Annotated in this window: 12 protein-coding genes; 4 read left to right on the forward strand and 8 right to left on the reverse strand. The window is 37.1% G+C overall.

Features of this window, described 5'->3' with window-relative positions:
• The 4 genes from I5M07_RS05895 (at position 1) to galB (ending at position 8,736) form a co-directional block, all read left to right on the forward strand.
• A complete protein-coding gene (locus tag I5M07_RS05895) occupies positions 1–3,192 on the forward strand; it encodes an efflux RND transporter permease subunit (RefSeq protein ID WP_200105295.1) in 3,192 nt (1,063 codons plus the stop codon).
• Between the two features lie 284 nt (positions 3,193–3,476).
• A complete protein-coding gene (locus I5M07_RS05900) occupies positions 3,477–4,910 on the forward strand; it encodes an MFS transporter (protein ID WP_200105296.1) in 1,434 nt (477 codons plus the stop codon).
• Between the two features lie 26 nt (positions 4,911–4,936).
• The gene (locus tag I5M07_RS05905) at positions 4,937–5,959 is read left to right on the forward strand and encodes a glycoside hydrolase family 43 protein (RefSeq protein ID WP_200105297.1); all 1,023 of its coding nucleotides are present in this window, start codon (positions 4,937–4,939) and stop codon (positions 5,957–5,959) included.
• Between the two features lie 29 nt (positions 5,960–5,988).
• Complete coding sequence (gene galB / locus I5M07_RS05910; protein WP_317191312.1) at positions 5,989–8,736, forward strand: beta-galactosidase GalB; 2,748 nt, start codon at positions 5,989–5,991, stop codon at positions 8,734–8,736.
• Between the two features lie 222 nt (positions 8,737–8,958).
• Here the strand turns inward: galB and I5M07_RS05915 are convergent, their stop codons facing one another.
• The 8 genes from I5M07_RS05915 to I5M07_RS05950 form a co-directional block, all read right to left on the reverse strand.
• Positions 8,959–11,169: an endo-1,4-beta-xylanase gene (locus I5M07_RS05915; protein WP_200105298.1), complete on the reverse strand. Its 2,211-nt coding sequence runs from the start codon at positions 11,167–11,169 to the stop codon at positions 8,959–8,961.
• A 61-nt stretch (positions 11,170–11,230) separates the two neighbouring features.
• Entirely contained in the window at positions 11,231–12,607 is a 1,377-nt protein-coding gene (locus I5M07_RS05920; RefSeq protein WP_200105299.1) for a glycan-binding surface protein, read from the reverse strand.
• Positions 12,608–12,623: 16 nt separating this feature from the next.
• Complete coding sequence (locus I5M07_RS05925) at positions 12,624–14,261, reverse strand: RagB/SusD family nutrient uptake outer membrane protein (protein ID WP_200105300.1); 1,638 nt, start codon at positions 14,259–14,261, stop codon at positions 12,624–12,626.
• Positions 14,262–14,272: 11 nt separating this feature from the next.
• Complete coding sequence (locus I5M07_RS05930) at positions 14,273–17,437, reverse strand: SusC/RagA family TonB-linked outer membrane protein (protein ID WP_200105301.1); 3,165 nt, start codon at positions 17,435–17,437, stop codon at positions 14,273–14,275.
• A gap of 479 nt (positions 17,438–17,916) precedes the next feature.
• Positions 17,917–18,894 (reverse strand): aldose epimerase family protein, encoded by a 978-nt coding sequence (locus I5M07_RS05935; protein WP_200105302.1) that lies wholly within the window; start codon positions 18,892–18,894, stop codon positions 17,917–17,919.
• A 118-nt stretch (positions 18,895–19,012) separates the two neighbouring features.
• A complete protein-coding gene (gene xylA, locus I5M07_RS05940; RefSeq protein ID WP_200105303.1) occupies positions 19,013–20,338 on the reverse strand; it encodes a xylose isomerase in 1,326 nt (441 codons plus the stop codon).
• A 3-nt stretch (positions 20,339–20,341) separates the two neighbouring features.
• A complete protein-coding gene (locus tag I5M07_RS05945; RefSeq protein WP_200105304.1) occupies positions 20,342–21,826 on the reverse strand; it encodes a xylulokinase in 1,485 nt (494 codons plus the stop codon).
• A gap of 3 nt (positions 21,827–21,829) precedes the next feature.
• Entirely contained in the window at positions 21,830–22,831 is a 1,002-nt protein-coding gene (locus I5M07_RS05950; protein WP_200105305.1) for a GntR family transcriptional regulator, read from the reverse strand.
• Positions 22,832–22,893: the final 62 nt, after the last annotated feature.

Here is a 22,893-nt window from a genome sequence, read left to right on the forward strand (position 1 = left end):
ATGAAGTTAGCAGAAATATCGATTAAAAGACCATCCTTAGTAATCGTTTTATTTACGATTCTTACTTTAGGCGGTTTATTAAGTTACTCCCTAATGGGGTATGAGTTGATTCCGAAGTTTGAAACCAACATGGTAACCATTTCGACGGTGTATCCAGGAGCTTCGCCAAGTGAGGTAGAAACTTCGGTAACCCGTAAGATTGAAGATGCCGTTGGTGCTTTGGAAAATGTAAAAAAAGTTGAAGCTTCCTCTTATGAAAGTTTATCCGTCGTAATGGTTCAGTTGAATACTGGTGCCGACGTGAACTACGCCATGAATGATGCGCAAAGAAAAGTAAATGCCATTTTGGGAGATCTTCCTGATGATGCTGAGGCGCCTTCACTTCAAAAATTCTCATTAGATGATTTGCCAATTATCACTATGAGTGTTTCCAGTGATAAATTGAATAATAAAGAATTATATGATTTATTAGATAAGAAAATTGAACCAATATTCTCCCGTGTAAATGGAGTGGCTCAGGTTGATCTTGTTGGAGGCCAGGAAAGAGAAATTCAGGTGAATTTAGATGAAAAGAAAATGCAAGGATACGGCCTTTCTATAGGCGATGTACAACAAGCAATTTTAACATCTAACCTTGATTTTCCTACGGGAGCTTTAAAAACAAGAGCATCCAGAGCAACGATTCGTCTTGCTGGAAAATATCGAAATATTGCCGAAATGAATAATCTTGTGGTTTCTAATAAAAACGGAGCACAAGTACGCCTTTCAGATATTGCAACCGTTTTTGATTCGCAAAAAGATACCGAAAAAGTAGCACGATACAATCAGTTACCAACCATCTTAATGCAGGTTAAAAAGCAATCAGATGCAAATGCAGTAACGGTTTCTGAGTTAATTGAAAAAACAGTAGCTCAGGTAGAAACAGATTATAAAGCCCAAGCGGTAAAAGTAAAAATCGTAGATAATACAACCGACTTTACTTTGGAAGCTGCCGATCACGTAATCTTCGATTTATTCTTGGCGATTATTTTGGTGGCGGTTGTAATGTTATTATTCCTTCACAATGTCAGAAACGCGTTCATCGTAATGGTTTCTATTCCAGTATCATTAATCGCAACCGTAATCGGAATGTATTTAATGGGCTATACCTTAAACTTAATGAGTTTATTAGGACTTTCATTGGTAGTTGGTATCTTGGTGGATGATGCGATTGTGGTTTTAGAAAACGTCTACCGTCACATGGAGATGGGTAAAAGCAGAATCCGTGCAGCTTATGACGGAGCTTCAGAAATTGGATTTACAGTAACTGCTATTACCTTGGTAATCGTGGTGGTGTTCTTACCAATTGCGATGAGTTCTGGATTGGTATCTGATATTTTGGCACAATTCTGTGTAACTGTTGTAATTGCTACGATGTTCTCATTATTGGCGTCGTTTACTATTATTCCTTGGTTGTCTTCAAGATATGGTAAATTGGTACACTTAACAGGTAAAAATCCTTTTGAAAGATTTATTCTTTGGTTCGAAAAACAATTGGATGTATTTACACACTGGATTTCAGGAATTTTAGAATGGTGTTTGAAAACTACTTTAAGAAGAGTGATGAGTGTATTTTTGACATTCTTACTTCTTATAGTAACTACCATGGGATTACTTGGAGGAGGATTTATTGGGGGTGAATTCTTCCCTAAAACAGATAGAGGTCAGTTTTTAGTTCAAATGGAATTAACTAAAGATGCTTCAGTTGAGAAAACCAACCAATTAACTTTAGAAGTAGAAAAGTATCTTAGAAATGACAAAGAAGTAGTGGATATGATTACCACTGTAGGTCAGCAATCTACAGGTTTTGGTGCAGCTCAAGCTACTATGTATCAATCTGAAATTCAAGTAAATTTAGTCGATAAATCATTGCGTTCGGAAAGTACCGATATTAAATCGGCTAAGATAAAAAGAGCATTAGAAGAAAAATTCACAGGAGTTGAATTCAAAACAGCGCCTATCGGATTAATGGGAGCGGACGCAGCACCAATTGAAATGGTAGTTACGGGTCCAGATAATGCAACTGCGAATAAAGAAGCAAATCGTATTTTGGAGTTGTTGAAAAAAGTTCCGGGATCAGTTGATGCTGAATTGTCATCGGATGGTGGTAGCCCTGAAGTTCAAGTAAATATCGATAGAGATAAAATGGCTTCTTTAGGTTTAAACTTGGCTAGCGTAGGACAAACTATGCAAACTGCCTTCAGCGGAAATACCGATGGTAAATTTAGAGCGGGTGAATATGAATATGACATTAATATCCGTTTTGGAGATGCCAGCAGACAGTCTATAGAAGACGTTAGAAACTTAATGTTTACCAATCCTCAAGGTGAAAAAATTCGTTTGAGTCAGTTTGCCGATGTAAAAATGGGTTCTGGTCCGAGTTTGTTAGAACGTAGAGATAAAGCACCTTCTGTAAAAGTAAAATCGAAAGTAGTAGGTCGTCCGGTAGGAGATGTCGCTAACGAATGGGCAGCCATGTTTATGGACAACGAAAAAACCAAACCAGCTGGGGTTAACTACATTTGGAGTGGTGATATGGAAAACCAAACAGAAGGTTTTGGTACCTTAGGAATTGCTTTAATGGCGGCTATCGTATTAGTATATTTGGTAATGGTTTCTTTATATGATTCATTTGTTTATCCGTTTGTGGTCTTGTTCTCTATTCCGTTAGCATTAATCGGGGTAATGGTAATTCTAGCCTTGACAGGAAATTCATTGAATATCTTTACCATGTTGGGTATGATTATGTTGATTGGTCTGGTGGCAAAGAATGCCATTATGATTGTCGATTTTGCCAACATGCGAAAAGCCGAAGGAGAGACGACACATGATGCTTTGATTCAGGCAAACCACGCCCGTCTTCGTCCGATTTTGATGACTACCATTGCGATGATTTTTGGTATGATTCCGATTGCGATTGCAAAAGGAGCTGGAGCCGAGATGAATAACGGTTTGGCTTGGGTAATTATTGGTGGTTTGACCTCGTCATTATTCTTGACTTTAATTATTGTTCCGGTTGTATATTCATTGTTTGATTCTATTTTAAGAAGAATGGGTAAAAACGAAAAAGTGGATTACGATGCCGAAATGAAAGCAGATTATGAACACCTTGAGATGAGTGAGGATGGATTTACGCCTAAGCATAATCACTAGTTTATAGATTTAATTTTAAATTGCAAAGCCTGTTTCGTTATGAAACAGGCTTTTTTATTATCAAATACTTAAAAACCAACTGTAAAATAGTCCAAAGAACATATTTTTCTTAAAAACAATTTACACAACCGATTGTTCTTGTTTTTTTTAAAGTTTTACTTATATTTACACAACCGATTGTCTTAATTGAATTAACAATAAAATAGATTTAAAATTCATTCTTAAATAATAAAAACCTAAAATAACAAGTAATACATCAAAACTAAACTAGTAAACTACCACACATGTCTCAAAGCTCTCAAAAATTATCTGTAAAAGAAAAAATAGGATATAGTCTAGGCGATTTAGCTGCCAATTTGGTATTTCAAACACTTATGACCTATTTGGCCTATTTTTATACAGATATTTATGGTTTGTCTGCACAAGATTCTTCTATTATCATGTTGGTAGTCGGTTTAATTGCTGCCTTTATTTTTAACCCCATCATTGGGGCTTTAGCCGACCGAACCCAAAGCAAATGGGGAAAGTTTAGGCCTTGGATCTTATTTACTTCGATTCCGCTAGGGATAGTTGCTATTCTTGCTTTTACCACCCCCAACTTTTCGTATCAAGGTAAATTACTATATGCTGTAGTAACTTATACTTTATTATTGTTATTTTATGCCGGAAACAACTTACCGTATTCAGCTTTAAGTGGTGTAATTACAGGTGATATGAAAGAGCGTAATAGCTTATCTTCTTATCGATTTGTTGCCGTAATGTTTGCGCAATTTTTTGTTCAGGTTTTCATGTTAGCCATCATCAAAAGTGCTGGTAACGGTGATAAATCTCTTGGGATTGAAAAAGTTATGACCACACTGGCCATTGTTGGAACACTAATGCTTATTGTCACTTTTTTAACTACCAAGGAACGTATCATTCCCAAACCAGAACAAAAATCAAGTGTAAAAGAAGACCTTGCCGATTTGTTACAAAACCGTCCATGGGTAATTATGTTAGCATTAACCACATTGGTTTTTATAACACTTGCTATGAAAGGCGGTTCGTATGTGTATTATTTTGAAAATTACATTAATAAAGACCAATTAACCTCATTTGTTGCTCCTGTTTTATATTTTTTAGACCGCATCGGCTTATCTGTTTTTGGTAACGATCCTATTTCAGCTGGATTTGGATTATTCAATGCGGGCGGAATAATATTTATGATAATTGGTATTACCTGCTCAAAAAAATTAGCAGACAAATACGGGAAAAGAGACATCTTCGGACTGTTCTTATTTCTTTCAACTTTGTTTATCATAGCCTTTTATTTTTTTGCACCCGAATCGATTACCTTGATTTTTTTGGCGCAAATACTTCACGGATTTTTTTATGGAATTACGATTCCGATATTATGGGCGATGATTGCCGACGTTGCCGATTATTCGGAGTGGAAAAACAACCGTCGTGCTACAGCTATAATTTTTTCTGCCATGATGGTCGGATTAAAAACAGGCCTTAGCATTGGTGGTGCTCTCACTACCTCTATTTTAGGACACTACAAGTACATTCCCAACGCTGCGGTGCAAAACGAAAGTGCCATTATGGGAATCAAATATTTGGTTAGTATTTTCCCTGCAGTCCCTTTTTTGCTTGGTGTAGTCCTTTTATTTGCCTATAAAATCAACAAGCAATTGGAAATTCAAATTGAAAATGATCTTAATGAAAGAAGAAAATAACCTCACAGATTTTAAACTACATAATTATGCCAGAAGATAGTATAGCACACATTGATTTTGTTGCATTACGCCAAAAAGCCATTTCGCAACCACTTGTGAAAGACCTATATACCGCAGATCCATCCGCTCATTATTTTAACGGTAAAATTTATATTTATCCTTCACATGATATCGAAGCTGGAATTTCGTTTAATGATAATGGGGATCATTTTGGAATGGAAGATTACCATGTTTTTTCGATGGAATCCCCAGAATCTGACGTCACCGACCATGGTATTGCTTTACATGTAAATGATGTTCCTTGGGCAGCAAAACAAATGTGGGCACCCGATGCAGCTTACAAAAACGGCATGTACTATTTGTATTTCCCCGCGAAAGATTATAGTGGATTTTTTAAAATAGGAGTTGCCATCAGCAATTCTCCCACTGGTCCTTTTATAGCTGAACCTAATCCTATTGAAGGCACCTATAGCATAGATCCAGCCGTTTTTGAAGACAAAAAAACAGCTTCTTTTTATTTGTACTTTGGTGGTATTTGGGGTGGTCAATTGCAAAAATACCGCGAAAATATATTCGATGAACATCATGTAGAACCGCAACCAAACGAATTGGCTTTAGGTCCTATTGTAGCGCGTTTGACTAATGATATGAAAACGTTAGCCGAAAGTCCGAGAACCATTCAAATTTTGGATGAAAAAGGTGCTCCGCTCTTGGCCGGTGATAACGAAAGGCGCTTTTTTGAAGGACCTTGGGTGCATCAATTCAAAGACAAATACTATTTGTCCTACTCTACTGGTGACACCCACTTTATTTGTTATGCCACAAGCAATTCGCCTTATGGCCCTTTTACTTATCAAGGCCGAATTTTAAATCCAGTAGTAGGTTGGACAACGCACCACTCAATTTGTGAAGTCAAGGGAAAGTGGTTTTTGTTTTATCATGATTCGAGTTTGTCCGAAGGAATAACCCACTTGCGCTCAATGAAAATGACCGAATTACATCATAACGAAGACGGTAGCATCCAAACCATTAATCCTTACGGTGCGTAAAATCAATTTCAAACTAAACTTTTATTTTCGTGAAAAAAACAGCCTTTCACAAAATCGGATTTGTAATTCTCATTTGGCTCTTGAATATATTTACTATTCAGGCGCAACAATCTAATGAGCCTAAAACGCAGCCCATTTTCCGTGAGGTGAGTTCTTTAAACGAATCGTGGCAGTTTATGAAATATGCCGATAATCCGGACGATTTAATTTACGATGTACGCCCAAAAATTGAGGATACCAACGATGCAAAAGTAGCCGACTCAAAACCAACCGAAGCGATAGTGGTAGCTTCCAATCAAAATGTCTTAAAAAATTGGATTTTACCCACGGCAAATGAATTCATTAAAGAAGATTCTAAAAAACACCTTCGCCCAGAAGGAAACCCAGGTTCGGATTTTCCCTTTGTACAAAATGATTTTAACGATTCGCAATGGCAAGAGGTCAATTTACCTCACGATTGGGCAATTACGGGACCATTTTATTCTGGAGAAAATCCAGAAGTTGGTGGTGGCATGGGGAGATTACCAAGCCACGGTGTAGCTTGGTATCGGAAAAAAATTGAATTAAATCCTTCCGATAAAAACAAAATTATTTATCTGGATATAGATGGAGCAATGTCGTATGCAATGGTTTGGCTCAACGGTCATTTGGTTGGAGGTTGGCCTTATGGCTACAATTCTTTCCGTTTGAATTTATCTCCTTATTTGCGTTACGATAAACCGAATCAATTGGCTATTCGATTAGACAACCCTAATCATGCTGCACGCTGGTATCCTGGTGGAGGTCTGTATCGAAATGTTTGGCTTACAAAAGTCGCTCTCATTCATATTGCGCATTGGGGCAGTTTTATTACCACTCCAGAAGTAAGTCCAAATAAAGCGATCCTAAACTTCGAGTTAAAAGTGCAAAACAACACCCCTAATGCACAAACTATTCGAGCCCAAACGACCCTTTATGAAACCGATGTCAATGGAAAAAAAATTGGAAAAAAAATAGACTCTTTTCCAATCCAAACTTTCGAAATCGAAAAAAACACCAATAACACAAGTAACGTTCAACTAACTTTAGAAAATCCCAAATTATGGGGCGTGTTTCCGAAGCAAAAACAAAATTTGTACCTAGCTTATACCGAATTGTTTCAAAACAACACTTTAGTTGATACTTATGAAACAAAATTTGGAATTCGGAAAATCGAGTTTGATGCCAACCTAGGCCTGATCGTAAACGGAGAAAAAATTAAAATTCAAGGAGTCAATCAACATCATGATTTGGGTGCTTTGGGTGCTGCTTTTAATGTTAAAGCTGCCCAAAGACAATTGGAACTTTTACGCGAATTAGGCTGTAATGCTATTCGATTAGCGCATAATCCACCTGCTCCCGAATTTTTAGAATTAACCGACAAAATGGGCTTTTTGGTTATTAACGAAATATTTGATAGCTGGCAACGCAAAAAAACGCCACTTGATTTTCACTTAATTTTTGATGATTGGCATGAAGCGGATACACGTTCATTCGTGCGTAGGGATCGTAACCACCCATCTGTAATCGCTTGGAGTTTTGGCAATGAAGTTGGCGAACAATACACCGATAAAGAGGGGGCAAAAATTGCAAAAAAACTTCACAATATCGTTCATGAAGAAGACCCCACGCGCCCGGCTTCTGCTTCGCAAAATTTTGCCAAACCCGATATGCCTTTTTCGAATGAAATGGATTTTATCAGTTTAAATTATCAAGGCGAAGGCATTCGAAATGCACCAGCCTATGCTCATTTAACAAATGGCATTCGAACCAAACCACTCTATGATGCTTTTCATCAAACTTTCCCCCACAAAATAATTGTGAGTAGCGAAACCGCTTCGGCGTTGAGCAGCAGAGGTTCTTATATTTTTCCGGTTACAACTGAAAATTCGGCACCAGTTAGCGATACAACAGGTGGTAATCCGAAAACAAAAGAAGTGAGTGCCTACGAATTGTATACAGCTCAGTTTGGTTCTTCGCCGGATAAAGTATTTGCTACACAAGACAAACATCCTTTCGTAGCCGGTGAATTTGTTTGGAGCGGTTGGGATTATTTAGGTGAGCCTACCCCGTATTATTCGGCTAAAAGTTCTTATTGCGGCATTATTGATTTGGCTGGTTTTAAAAAAGACCGCTTTTATTTGTATCAATCAAGATGGCGGCCCGACTTGCCACTAGCCCATATTTTACCACACTGGAATTGGCCTGATCAAATAGGCAAAGTAACGCCAGTACATGTTTTTACTTCTGGTGATGAAGCCGAATTATTTTTGAATGGAAAATCTTTAGGTAGAAAGAAAAAGCAAGCTTTTGAGTACCGCTTGCGTTGGGATGATGTAGTGTATCAACCCGGTAAGTTAGAAGTTGTAAGTTTCAGAAAAGACAAGAAATGGGCAAGTGAAACCATTGAGACTACAGACGATCCTAATAAAATAATGCTTAGTTGTGATACTAAAACGCTTCAAGCTAACGGAGAAGATTTGGCTTTCATTACCGTAAAAGTGATGGATAAAAAAGATCGATTGGTTCCGAATGCTCAAAACAAACTAATTTTTTCTATTGAAGGTCCTGGCGAAATTGTGGCGACAGATAATGGAAATCCATCCGATTTAACCGCTTTTAGTTCCTTTGAAAGAAATGCTTTTAACGGATTAGCTTTGGTTATAGTTCGGGCAAAAAAAGATCAAAAAGGCATTATTAAGCTTCGAATTTCTTCTGAAAATTTAGAAAAAACCCGTATTTCAATTCCTATAAAATAAGACAACTTTTGTTTGTTAAATCTTTAAAATAGTAGTAAATCCTTTTCCACTGTTCATCAAAAAACCATTCAAGTCACCTAAGTAAATTATTAAAATACGTTTAAAACTATTGGTTTTAAAGTTTTCCTTCTAATTAAACCTATACTTGATTGAAAATAAAATCCCTCGACTTATTCTAAAATACAATCGAGGGATGATTACTACAGTTTAATTTAGAGATCCTTAATCTCCAATAATTAAGTCTCCAGAAAAATCTTTACTCACATCTTTTCCAGCTAATCCGTCAGACACTCCTTTGTAGGCATGTTTGCGTTGGTAGCTAGCATCCCAAAGATTTGGAGACTCATCAGGCAACCAATTTTCGTGTTCTTTTTCGCTATCCGAAACACCCCAAATAGTAATTCCGTATTGTTGTGCTTTTGGAATATACTGGTTGTACGAATCAATTACAAACTGATACATAGCTGATTGATCGGCCATTTGTACAGCTGTTGGCGTTTTGGTTCCTAAACGAATATCGAGCTCCGATACTTTTATAAATTTCCCTGTTGCAGCCAATTTTTGGAACATTTGTACTATTTGATCTTTGTTTGTTGTTAAGGAAATGTGCATTTGAGTTCCTATTCCGTCTACTGTAGCTCCTTGACTTTCTATGTATTTTACGTAATCAATAAGACCATCACATTTAGCTAATGAACTTTCTAAATTATAATCATTAATAAACAATTTATCAGAAGCATTCCCGTATTGACGGGCCAGTTTAAAGGCTTTCACTGCATACTCTTTACCCAAATATTTCACCCAGTAAAACTCATCGCTAGCCATTTCGGTTACGACTCCATCTCGTAAAGAGCCGCCTTCTTTCATGGGTTCGTTTACTACATCCCATGCTTTAACATCATTTTTATAATGTGTAATCATTTTCGAAATCCAATCAGTCATTGCTGCTTCGATTATTTGTGTTTTTTGTGCTTCTGTTTTCTCAACCGTTACCGGTCCCGAAGGTCCAGATGTAGCACCTGCTTCGGTAATTACAACATCGTCTATCCACAATGTAGCAGCAGTTTCACCAAAATCGAAAACAAATTTGGTTCGATCGGCTGTGCTTGGCTTTAAAGTTCTGGTAACTTGTGTCCAAGATGTCCCTATGGTAATACCGGAATAATAATCGCCGCTATAGGCTGCATTTTGCAATTCGAGTTGAAGACTAATCGGTACACTTGCTTTGGCCCAAAAAGTACAAGTATATTCTTTATCCTTTGTTAAGGCAGAGGCAAATGTATATACCTGTTGCGCACTATAATTATTTGCTGCAGTAGGATTTGTTAAAACCATTGCATATCCTTTGTTATTATAACCTTGTCCATTAGCAGAAACAGCACGTGTTGAACTGTTTCCATAACCGCTCCACGGATTTAATGTATTCCCTTCAAAATCACCATTACTAACCAAATTAGCTACCGTTGCCGGCGCATCTAAATCGACTACATTTAACGTGTTTACATCAATATAATAGGTCACATTGGGTAAATAACCCAAATCTAAATTGAATTTAAAACTTGTGCCACTTGTTACAAAATCAGCGGGAGCCAATTTTATTTTGACTTGTTTCCATTGCGAAGAAGTGACAAAAGCTTCGGTCCACGAAGCGCCATTTGCAAACCAATCTTTCCAAGGGTAATTATTAACCAATCCGGTAAAAGATAAACGTCCTTTTCCATCTTGTTCCGATTTTATAAAAAAAGAAATTTCATAATTGTGTCCTGTTACGATGGAAACATTTGGAGAGGTGAGTTGCAAATTATAATTTTGAGAAGAAGTAGCACTCGAAATCAGTTTCAAGGCTTTAGAAGTGGCTGTTAATCCGGCACCATCCACTACCGAAATACCAGCACCCGGATTGTTACGAGCCCATCCTCCGCTAAATGTTCCATCTTTTAAACCAGCAATATTAAGTGAATTGGCACCACTTGCTCCCGGAATAATAGTGGGCGCAATAAGTCCGTTTAAATAAGAAGCATTTTGATTTTGATGCCAAATCAATGTATGTCCAAAAACCGATAAACCAGCCGCTTTGGTTTGGGAGATAAATTCATCCATTTTTGTATAATCAATTGTTCCGTTCGACTTTACCATGGCAGCATGTTTCATAGCATAACCCGGAACCACCTCATCAAAATTTTCGTTGACAATGGCACGGTACACCGGATCACTCAAATACAAATCTACGCCGATTCCTACTCCCAAAGGAGAAGTTGCGTACGTTTTTAAAGGCTCGTAGCGTGTAATTTTTTCAGCCAAGGCTAAAGGCAGTTCCGATGAAGCTACTTCACCATGACTTGGATCTTTACCCCATTCCATTTTTTGCTCATCGCATGCGCTAAACAAAACCAATGAGGAAGCTATAACTGGTAATATGTTTTTAAATTTCATGTCTTTTTTATTTAATAGGATACATTTACTTTCGTGATTAGCTCAATTTTCGTTCGTGGTTTTATTCAGGAAAATCACTATAGGTCGGCGTGTTCAAAGACACGATTCGCCAATTATCCGTAAATACACTGACCGAAGTAGCAGCAGAGGCATATACGGTTTCGGTGGGCGCACCTGTAACATTGGTTAATTTGATATCCGAGTTTTCAAAGTAAATACCAAAATTTTTATATGTTGCCGCTTCTCGGAATTTCAAGACATCATCAAAAGTGAAATCGCCGCTGGAAAAACTATATAATTTGTTTAGCGGAATAGTTACCGTTTGCCATCCTGTAGTTTGAAAAGGAATTTTTGTGCCGTCGGCAGCAATCCACGGAACATAGTTATACGTAGCACCAGCCCATTCGCCTCCATTAAAATTATTAATTAAACAAATTTTTAAAAAGCCGGTATTATTCCACACATTCGGCACATAAATATCAAACTGCAAAGCCACTTGATTTAGAGGAGTGGTTGCTGGAATGAATGGTGTAAGTTGCCCTCGCCAATCGTCTACTCCATTTCCTGCCGTCCAAACTTCTGAGCACCGGTTTTTTGCTGCATCAAAAGAAGCAATTCTAGAAGGTCGATGGGGCACATATTTTCCTTGTGATGCATTTCCAGTTCCAATCAAAGCTGATTCAATATCGGTATTTTGAATCATACTAATAGAAGTGCCCCAATATCCATGAGTACCACTTCCGTCAAAATCGAGAATAACTCCTTTTTTACAATTAAAATATGCCGGAGAATAAACGCCTCCATTAGCACTTTGCACCAAAAGAGAACCTCCGTTTGGCGAAACACCCGACGGCATGGTCACAGTAAAAAATTCGCCGTCTTCATCATACACAATACCTGTTGTCACTTCTACATTTCCAGGAAAAATTACTTTATTCACCTCGGTTAATCCCGAACCGTAAACCGTGATAATTTCGCCCACTTTTGGAAGTGTATTGGAAATCGATGTGATAGCCGGAGCACCCGAACGAATTTCGAAATCAAAAACAGTTTCATGCGCCGTGTTTTCAAATTTAATCGTGTTGCGCACACTAGGGTCGGCATCAATAACTGGCGTATCTGCAGAAATAGCGACTAACATCGAATTATCTGATACATAAACCGGATTGAAATATTGGGCATAACCGTTGATATACACTTTTCGCAACCCCGTAAAACCAGCACCTTCAATACGAAGCAACTGCCCTAAACGGGCAAAGGAAACTTCTCTATCAGGAACTGCTGAATTGACATCTTCCAAAAAGACACGATTAATGATTATTTGTCTTCCCTCCATACTATCATTGCTATCACATGACTGAAATAACAAAGACCCCAGCACCACCAAAAATGCCATAATGACCATGCTGTATGTTGTATTTATTATATACTTTTTCATTTTTCTGAAAATCTAATTAATTGAATAAATCGGTTATTTTTTCTTCCGTAAATACATACGGTACAGGCGGCTCATTTAATAAAGGGTTTTGAATTACTTCCGATTCCGGATAAGGCAATAAAAAAATACTTTCATCAATAGCCCCTATAGCTCTTGCGGCATTATCACGGGTAGGATCTACTGCTGCAGTATTGGTTGCTGCATCGTAAGTAATAGGAACGATAATGCCTCTTGATTGGCCTGTTATATAATTAACCACTTCTTGTTGCTTGTAATACGAACGTCGAACTAAATCGTACCAATATTGACCTTCCATGCACAACTCAACACGCCGTTCGCGAATGATATCATCATAAGTTAAAGTCGTTTTTGGATCTAACCCTGCTCTTACACGTAATTTGTTTACATACGAAAGGGCATTAGCATCAGCCGTGCTTGCGTTATTACCTAAAGTAGCTTCGGCATAATTTAAATATACTTCGGCTAAACGTAGCATATAGGTATTTAAGGCAGAGTTTTGTTTGGATATTTTGCTATTGTCTTTTGTAGACCCAACCACTCCTTTTTTAACATTCACAAATGTATTGGCATGGTCTACAGTATATCCTCCGTTCGAAACATTAATTTCTGGATAAAAATCATCATCTGCCATCCAAGTTGCTTTACGACGTTTATCTTTGGTTTCGTAGGCATATAAAATGTCATTTGTAGCTCGAGTCCAATAACCCCAAGCAGCATCATCACCTGTAATATCTGAACTTAGTGCAAAATAAGCTTGCTGCGTATTGTTTACACCAAAATCACCATTGGGAACCCACTGCAAAGCAAACATCGATTCGGAATTATTGTTGTTATCAATTTTAAACAAATTTGCGTAATCGTCCATCAGTATATATGGACTTTCATTGATTACTTTTTCGGCTGCTTTTTTGGCTAAATCTAAATACTCTTGATTTCGGTTTCCACTATTCGGATTATCACTTAAACCCGAAACAGATAAGTACAAACGAGACAACATACCGTAGGCACTGTATTTGGTTAAACGCCCCGCTTGTCCTGCAGAAACCGGAAGGTATTTAGCAGCATATTCTAAATCGCGAATTGCAAATTCAAAAACATCTTTTCGTGGACTGGTATTTACTATCGGATTTTTAACTAAATCAATTGAATTGGTGCTGATAATGGCATTGCCCCATAACGAAGCCAAATACCAATAAGCTGTTCCTCGCATAAAACGTGCTTCGGCAATATATTTGGCTTTAATTGTTTCGCTAACTGTACTACCGTTAATTCCGATGATAACATTATTGGATTGCTGAATTACATTATAAAAAGATCCCCAAGCCGACACTAAGGGTCCTGTTAACCCGGTTTCGGTCAAATCGGCAAAGGGATAAATATAATCCGAATAAGGAGCGTATAAATTATAGGCGCGACCATCGCCCAAACCGTAATAAAATTTGTCATTAAAGTCAAACCAAACTTTGTTGTAAAGAGGTGCCGTTGCCGCACTAAAATCGGCTTCGGTTTGGTAAAAATTCTCTTTTGTAATTTGATCTTCGGGAGTTACTTCAAGGAAATCATCATTACAACTGCTTGTAAGTACGGCAAGAATTATTACCCAAAAACTATACTTGATATATTTATTTTTCATGATGTTTCTAATTAAAAATTAACGTTTAATCCAAAAGTATAAATCAGCGGTGTTGGGTAACGACCGTTATCAATACCTGTCAAAAGAGCGTCTTGATTAAGTGACCCTATTTCTGGATCAAAACCAGTGTATTTACTAAACGTAAGTACATTTTGCATATTCGAATACACTTTTACTCCAGCCAAATGAAATTTCTCAACAAATGATTTTGGTAAATTGTATCCAACAGAAATGTTTCGCACTCGAACAAACGAACCGTCTTCCACAAATTTGTCACTAAAGCGATAGTTAGAGGTTGAGGCGGCAGAGGAAGCAGCAATTCGTGGCATATAGGGATCGCCACCTACTATTTCAACATTTCTGTAATCAACAGGCCCATTTGGATTAATTAAGGCTAATTGCGCATAACCCAAAGCACTTTTGTATAAATTGGTATTTTCTCGTGGGTTTTCTAACCAACGTCGCTGATAATTGACCACATCATTGCCATAAGATCCATCAATAAAAATACTGATATCAAAACCTTTGTATGAAAAGGTATTATTAAATCCGAAAGTAAAATCGGGATTCGGATTACCAATATATTGCAAATCTTTTTCATCGATTATACCGTCTTTATTAGCATCATCAAACATATAATCGCCTATCCATACGCCGTTTTCGCCAATTTGCATGTCTTTAGGCAAAGCCGTCGGCACCACATTCCCGTCGGTATCTTTGTAATAAAAATCGGTTGCTTTTTCAAATCGGCCAATTACTTTGTAGCCATAAAATTGCCCAATAGGTTGCCCTACTGCCGTTCGGGTTACTACCGTTACATCCGATCCTTGTTGGATAGTTCGATTTAAAACACCTGTTTCGGTATTTAGAGACAATACTTTGTTTCGGTTTACTGAAAAAACGACATTGGAATTCCAACTGAAATCTTTATTCTCAATATTTACCGTATTCAAAGAAATTTCAAACCCTTTGTTTTCAAGAGAGCCCACATTAACCCAGGGTGGAGATGTTGCACCTTGACCCGTTGTACCAACAAAAGCAGGTAAAGGCAATTGCAGTAATAAATCTTTGGTCTTTTTATAATAAAAATCGGCTACTAACTCGATACGATTATTCAAAAACCCCGCATTCAAACCGATATTGCTAGAATAGGTACTCTCCCATTTCAAATCTTCGTTGGCGGTATTAGAAGCCAATAATCCGGTACCCCAATTGGTGGCTGTAGCTCCATAAGTAGAAGTATAAGCATAATTTGGAACATTTTGATTTCCTACTACTCCCCAACCCAAACGAAGTTTCAAGTCGTTGACCACTTTACTTTCTTTCATAAAATTCTCATTAGACATTTTCCAAGCAAAAGCGGCTGATGGAAACCAACCCCAACGATTGTCTTCATGGAATTTAGAAGAACCATCACGACGTAGTGTAGTGGTGAGTAAATATTTATCATCAAACGAATAAAACAAACGACCAAAATAGGATTTTAAGGCACTCGTTACACTTGCATTTGAGTTTTTGGCCGTAGTAGCATCACCTGCATTTAAATCGGTTGCACCATTGGTTAAATACCCCAAACGCGAACCAAATAAATTTTCCCAATGCGATTCTTGCATTTCTTGACCTAACATGGCGTTAATCGAATGTTTTCCGAAGTCACGTGTGTAGTTCAGCACATTATTCCAACTCCAAAATTTACTGAAACTTTTGGTGCGAGTACCTAGTCTAACATCATTTGAAATGGCTCCGAAAGTATAGGAAGGATTAAAAGTATAAATATTCCCAAAACCGTAATCTAAAGAATATTGTGTTTTAAAAGTTAACCCCTTAAAAAAGGTAATTTCTGCAAAAGTATTGGCTCTAATTCCGATATTTTCATTGTGATTATCATTAATCATCGCTAATCCGATAGGATTGTTTTGTACAAATTGATCGGTATCGGGTCCATCAAATGAACCGTCTGCGTTTCGAACTGCCACATTTGGCGTTTGTTTTAGTGCCGTTAAAATCAAAGCTTGATCGGTAACTGTTGTTTTTTGCTCTGAGTTATTTAAGGCAAAATTCAAACCTAACTTTAAGTAATCCCTTACTTGCGAATCAACATTGCTAGTTAAATTCATTCTTTTAAAAGAAGAGCCCACTGCAATACCATCTTGGTCTAAATAACCAATTCCCATATAATAGGTACTTTTTTCCGAACCGCCAGAAGCAGACAAATAATAATTTTGCATTAGAGCCGACGTAAACAATTCGTCTTGCCAGTCGGTTCCTTTCCCTAGCAAATCAGGACGAATAAAATTATTGTCGCGTTCTACAATACCCAGATCGGAGCGTGTATTTTTTAAAATAGCATATTCTTGTAAATTCAGTAACTGAATTTTTTTAGGAATTTCTTGCCAACCAATAAAACTATTAAAGTTTAAAGATAACTCTCCCTTTTTACCTCTTTTTGTGGTGATAATGATAACACCATTTGCGGCTCTAGAACCATAAATAGCGGTTGCCGAAGCATCTTTTAAAATATCTACCGAAACAATATCTGAGGGATTAATTGCCGCAATGGGATTGGTGTTTGAATTACTTGTTGTCCCATCAATAATAACGCCGTCAATCACATAAATTGGTTCGTTCGAAGCTGTTAACGAACTAATTCCTCGAATACGTACCGATGAGGCTCCTCCTGGAGTCCCGCTATTTTGTTGTACTTGAACACCGGCAGCACGACCTTGTAAAACTTGTTCCACCGATGTTGTTACCGATTGCGATATGGCTTTACTAGAAACCGATGCGACCGAACCGGTTAAATCGCTACGTTTCATTTTTCCGTAACCTACTACCACCACTTCATTCAAAGCTTGAGAATCTTCTTTTAATATTATCTGAAATGAGGTTTGTCCTGCTACATTAATATTTTCTGTTTTATAGCCCACAAAACTAAAACTCAACACCCCATTTGCTGGAACGTTAGCCAAACTGAAGGAACCATCAAAATCAGTCATGGTAGAAATGGATGAACCTTTAAGCAAAATGGTAGCACCTGGCAATGGTCCATTTTTATCCGATACAATTCCGGAGACTGTGGTGGTTTGACCATTTATATGCGCATAAAACATAAACATTAGAAGCAAAAACCCTAATCTTACTTTATGTTTCTTTTTAAATAATAAAAAGTTTGTCATAAACAGTTGATTTAAAATTTGAATTAATTGGTTTGTTGTTAACAGTTAGCTGAAAGCAACGAAATGTTAATTTCATCTAAAACAAATATAAATAAAATAACAAAACACGCAATCGGTTGTGTTTATTTTTTTTGTTATATAGTAAAAAATAATAGGTTTAAAATATATAGTACATAATTTTAAAATAGTATTATTGATTATTCTATAAAAATAAATGACAAAAAACAACCCCTTGTAACAATTTAATATTGGAAGGGGTTCATTCTTAAAAAAAACACAAAATGTTGATTTTGAATGATTATTAACATCTAAACCTGAATATGTATCTCAGAATCATAAAAAACATATTTTAGCAAGAAAAAACCGCTATTTAACTTAAAACAATTTCAAATTAAATTAAAAAAACAGCAGGAAAAACAAAAATTCCACAACCGAATAAACAACCGATTGTGGAATTTCTTTTTCTAGAAAATAAAAAATTAGAACGAAGTAAACTCGAAAATACTTTCGTTTGTATATTTTTCGCCGGGTATAAGTAGGGCCGAAGGAAAGTTTTCGTGATTTGGTGCATCGGGAAAATTTTGTGTTTCAAAACAAATCGCCGGAAAAGTCTCAAATGCTGTACCGCCTATAAAAGGTAATTTTCCAAATTCTTTTGGCGTATAGACTACCGATGCGGGCTGATTGGTATATACATTCATGCGAATATTGGTTTTAGCCGATGCTAGAGAGGCCTTTATGGGACTGTCTTTTTGCAATACAAAAGTATCGTCATAACCTTGAAATGCTGGTCGGTTTATAGTAGTCGGCTTGCGAACATCAAAAACAGTATCCGAAACCGAAACTAATTTACCAGAAGGTATCAAGCGCTCGTCTACCTCCAAGATTGCATCGCTATTAATTTGTAATTCGTGATTTAAAATTGTTCCTGAACCTTCTAAATTAAAATACGCATGGTTTGTTAAATTGATAACTGTTGCCGCATCTGTAGTGGCTTGATAGGTAATTTTTAAACGATTTTCGTCATCAATGAAATAGGTCACTCCCACATTTAAATTGCCTGGATAACCCTCTTCTAAATGCGGACTAAAACAGGTCAAAACCATTTTATTAGATGTTACCTCTTTTACCTTCCAATTTTTTTCAGAAAGACCGTTTTTACCACCATGTAAATGCACACCATTGGTATGTTCAACCGGATAAGCGATGCCTTCTATTGTGAAAGAACCTCCCGAAATACGCCCCGCATAACGCCCCACACTCGAACCCAAATACAACGGAGTACTAAGATAAGGTTCCTCTAAATAACGGTTCGCGTTTTGCAAACCTACCACCACATCGATTAGTTCTTGTTTCGAATTCGGGACTTGCAAACGGATAATGGTAGCGCCGCGGGTAGAAATCGTCAATTTCATTCCGTTTGTATTGCTTATTATTATTTCTTTTACGTTGTTCATAATTCTAACTCATTAGTATTGTAAAAATAAGCCAAATAGGCCGTTCCAAAAAACAAAGGGTTGTCAAAATACATTTAACAACCCTCTGCACGACTAATAAAAATAAACCAACATGTTATTAAATGTATTGATTGATAATATTTTCAAACAATTCTTGTTTACCACTTTGCAATGGCAATTCGCCATTTTCGTGAGCGATGTTGTATAAATCGGTTAAATTTAATTTTCCTTCTTCAAATGATTTTCCTTTTCCAGCATCGAATGAGCTGTACCTTTCTGTTCTTAATTTTTCATAAGACGAAGAGGTAATAATTTTGTCAGCTGTTAATAATGCTCTAGCAAAAGTATCCGCTCCACCAATGTGTGCATGGAAAACATCTTCTAAATCGGTTGAATTTCTTCTGATTTTAGCATCAAAATTTACTCCACCGCCTTGTAATCCACCCGCTTTTAAGAATACCAACATCGCTTCGGTTGTTTCCTGAATGTTATTTGGAAACTGATCCGTATCCCATCCGTTTTGGTAATCACCTCTGTTGGCATCAATGCTTCCTAACATTCCGGCTTTGGCTGCCACTTCTAACTCGTGTTGGAAGGTGTGTTGCGCCAAAGTAGCGTGATTTACTTCAATATTGATTTTGAAATCTTTGTCTAAACCATACTCTTTTAAGAAACCAATTGCCGTAGCCGAATCAAAATCGTATTGGTGTTTAGAGGGTTCCATTGGTTTTGGTTCAATAAAGAAAGTTCCTTTAAAACCTTGCGCTCTTGCATAGTCTCTAGACATGGTTAAGAATTGCGCCATGTGGTCTAATTCTCTTCCCATATCCGTATTAAGCAGAGACATATACCCTTCACGGCCTCCCCAAAATACGTAGTTTTCTCCACCTAAAGCGATTGTCGCGTCCAAAGCCAATTTAACTTGTCCTCCAGCTCTTGCTACCACATTAAAATCTGGATTTGTAGCAGCACCGTTCATGAATCTTGGATTGGAGAAACAGTTGGAAGTTCCCCAAAGTAATTTAATTCCAGACTCGGCTTTTTTCTGTTTCAAATAATCGGTGATGAATGCCAAACGTTTTTCCGATTCAGCGAAAGTGGGGCCTTCGTTAATCAAATCATAATCGTGAAAACAGAAATAATCGAATCCCATTTTGCTGATAAATTCAAAAGCGGCATCTGCTTTGTCTTTAGCAGCTTGATACGAATCCGAAGATTGATCCCAAGCAAACTGTTGCGTCCCAGGGCCAAATGGGTCGCTTCCTTGCCCGCAGAAAGTATGCCAATAGGCAATGGCAAATTTAAAGTGCTCACGCATTGTTTTTCCGGCAACTACCTGCTCCGGATTATAATATTTAAATGCCAAAGGATTATCTGACTCTTTTCCTTCAAATTTAATTTGACCAATACCTTTGTAGTATTCTTTTTCTCCTAAAGTTATCATTTCTTATTTTTTTTGAGTGATTATTAATTCTAATTCTTTTTTCCAATTTTCGTAAGCCGCCTGATACGGTTCTTTGTTTTGCAGTGGTAAAAACGTCATAACGTGATCATTTTTGGTAATATTTGAACCAAACTTATCAAAATCGCCATCGGTTAAGCCACAAGCTCTTGCGGCTCCTACCGCTCCAGTGGTATTGTAAATTTCAATTTCATGACCAATTAAAGTGGCCACCGTGTTGGAGAAAATCTCGGAACGGAACAAATTATCATTCCCCGCACGAATGACTCCAATGGAAGCATTATCTTCTTTTAAACATTCCATTCCATATACAAATGAAAAAGCAATCGCCTCCAAAGAAGCGCGGTACAAATGCGCATTAGAATGTATATTGAAATTAATATTTAAAAAATGTGAACCTATATTTTGATTGTTAAACATACGCTCGGCACCATTTCCAAATGGAATCATAATTAAACCATCAGAACCAATGGCTACTTGTGAAGCTTTTTCATTCATCGCTTCATACGATTCATTTCCGGTATTGTTACGCATCCAACGGTATTGAATTCCGGCACCGTTAATGTTTAACAATTTTCCGACTCTTGGATTGTTTTCTGTAGAATTCACATGAACAAAGTTATTCACACGGGTACTTTTCCCTTCATTCGTTTCGGTCACCGCATAAAAAACACCCGAAGTTCCTCCTGTTGCTGCTACTTCGCCCGGACGCAAAACATTTAGCGATAATGCATTATTGGGTTGATCCCCTGCTCTATACACCACTGGGATTCCAACAGGCAATCCGGTTTCCTGAGACGCTTGTTCATTAACCAAACATTGAGAAGTGAAATTTGCCACTATTCTTGGTGTAAAATCGGTATCAATTCCATAATAATCCAACAACCAATCGGCAACTTTGTTTTCTTTATAATCCCAGAGCATTCCTTCAGAAAGTCCATTTATAGTTGTGGTTGCCTCACCTGATAATTTCAAAGCGATATAATCACCTGGCAACATATACTTATGAATCTTAGCGTACACTTGAGGTTCATTTTCTTTTACCCATTTCAATTTTGAGGCGGTGAAATTTCCAGGAGAATTCAATAAATGCGTCATGCATTTTTCGGCTCCCAAATCAGAAAATGCTTTATTACCAATTCCAACCGCTCTACTATCACACCAAATGATCGAATTGCGCAATGGCTTGCCCACTTGGTCTACAATTACTAAACCGTGCATTTGATACGAAATCCCGATACCGCTAATTTTTGACGCATCAATATTGGCTTCTTTAATCGCTTTCTTGGTAGCAATGCAAATGTAATTCCACCACATATCTGGATCTTGTTCGGCCCAATCGGGTTGTACAGCCAAAATATCCATTTCGTTTTGTGGTTCATTCAAAACGATTACTTTTTTGCCACTTTCGGCTTCTACAACGGCAACTTTTACAGAAGAACTGCCAATATCATATCCTATATAATACATAACTTATAATGATTCTCTTATTATTAATTTTGTGGCAACATGACATTGCATTGTTTCTTCGTGCGTGATAAAAGCCGCAGCTTTAGTTCCCATTTCGTTAAAGTCGGTCGATACTACCGAAATACCTTTGTAAATGAATTTTTTCATTGGCGTTTCGTTATACGATAAAAAACCAACGTCTTTTCCGGGTTCTAAATTCTGTTCCCGACATTGCTCTAAAAACTGACCTAAAATGCGATCGCTCACACTGATATAGGCAATTTCTTTTTGAATTTCTAAAAATTTAGCCGGTTTTAAAATGGCATAGTCAAAATGTTTGTCGGTACAAAACTTTTTGAAATAGTCCAGTGTTTCTTTGGGATGAAACGTATAGGTGGGATAAATAAAATGCAGCGCTTTGTATTTTTTAAAAAGCGAAACACCCTTTTGAAGCGCTTCATAAAATGATTTACCAAAATCCTGATAAATAACATTATTTTTTGCTTTCGCATGAATATTCCAATCAATCAACAGCAATTTTTCGTTGGGAATTACCGAAATTATTTTGGGGATTTCTTTATTATCAAACGTCATTATCACGTACTTATAATATTTCCCCATGCTGTTATTAATAATGGTTTTAAAATTATCGATGTTGTAATGATGAAACTGCACCTCGGTGATAATGTTATCGGGCAAATTATTGACGAACGAATGGTACAAAACTTCCTTATAGGCTTTAAAAGTATCCAAAACCAACAACACTTTTCGGGTTTCGCCCACCACAAAATAACCCTTATTTGGAACCGATTCTATTGCATTTTGTTCTTTTAAAATAGTATACGCCTTAAAAACCGTATCTCTTGAAAGCTGGGTCGATTTGCAAATGCTGTTTACCGAAGGTAGTGCATCTCCTTTGTCTAGAACATGTTCGGCTATGGCGTTATGAATAGCATCTACCAATTGCTGGTATTTAGGCAAATCGCTATCATGGTTAATTTGAAAACTTAAATTTTCTGCTGACATATTGTACTGTTCTGTTCCGGTATGCTAAAGTATAAAATATTATGTTTTCAAGGCAAAATCTT

It is taken from the genome of Flavobacterium agrisoli (genome assembly GCF_016522065.1).
In the GTDB taxonomy this organism is placed as follows: domain Bacteria; phylum Bacteroidota; class Bacteroidia; order Flavobacteriales; family Flavobacteriaceae; genus Flavobacterium; species Flavobacterium agrisoli.

Coding starts and splice junctions, on each gene's coding strand:
- I5M07_RS05895 (WP_200105295.1), top strand. CDS start 1: ATGAAGTTAGCAGAAATATCGATTAAAAGACCATCCTTAGTAATCGTT.
- I5M07_RS05900 (WP_200105296.1), top strand. CDS start 3,477: ATGTCTCAAAGCTCTCAAAAATTATCTGTAAAAGAAAAAATAGGATAT.
- I5M07_RS05905 (WP_200105297.1), top strand. CDS start 4,937: ATGCCAGAAGATAGTATAGCACACATTGATTTTGTTGCATTACGCCAA.
- I5M07_RS05915 (WP_200105298.1), bottom strand. CDS start 11,169: ATGAAATTTAAAAACATATTACCAGTTATAGCTTCCTCATTGGTTTTG.
- I5M07_RS05920 (WP_200105299.1), bottom strand. CDS start 12,607: ATGAAAAAGTATATAATAAATACAACATACAGCATGGTCATTATGGCA.
- I5M07_RS05925 (WP_200105300.1), bottom strand. CDS start 14,261: ATGAAAAATAAATATATCAAGTATAGTTTTTGGGTAATAATTCTTGCC.
- I5M07_RS05930 (WP_200105301.1), bottom strand. CDS start 17,437: ATGACAAACTTTTTATTATTTAAAAAGAAACATAAAGTAAGATTAGGG.
- I5M07_RS05935 (WP_200105302.1), bottom strand. CDS start 18,894: ATGAACAACGTAAAAGAAATAATAATAAGCAATACAAACGGAATGAAA.
- xylA (WP_200105303.1), bottom strand. CDS start 20,338: ATGATAACTTTAGGAGAAAAAGAATACTACAAAGGTATTGGTCAAATT.
- I5M07_RS05945 (WP_200105304.1), bottom strand. CDS start 21,826: ATGTATTATATAGGATATGATATTGGCAGTTCTTCTGTAAAAGTTGCC.
- I5M07_RS05950 (WP_200105305.1), bottom strand. CDS start 22,831: ATGTCAGCAGAAAATTTAAGTTTTCAAATTAACCATGATAGCGATTTG.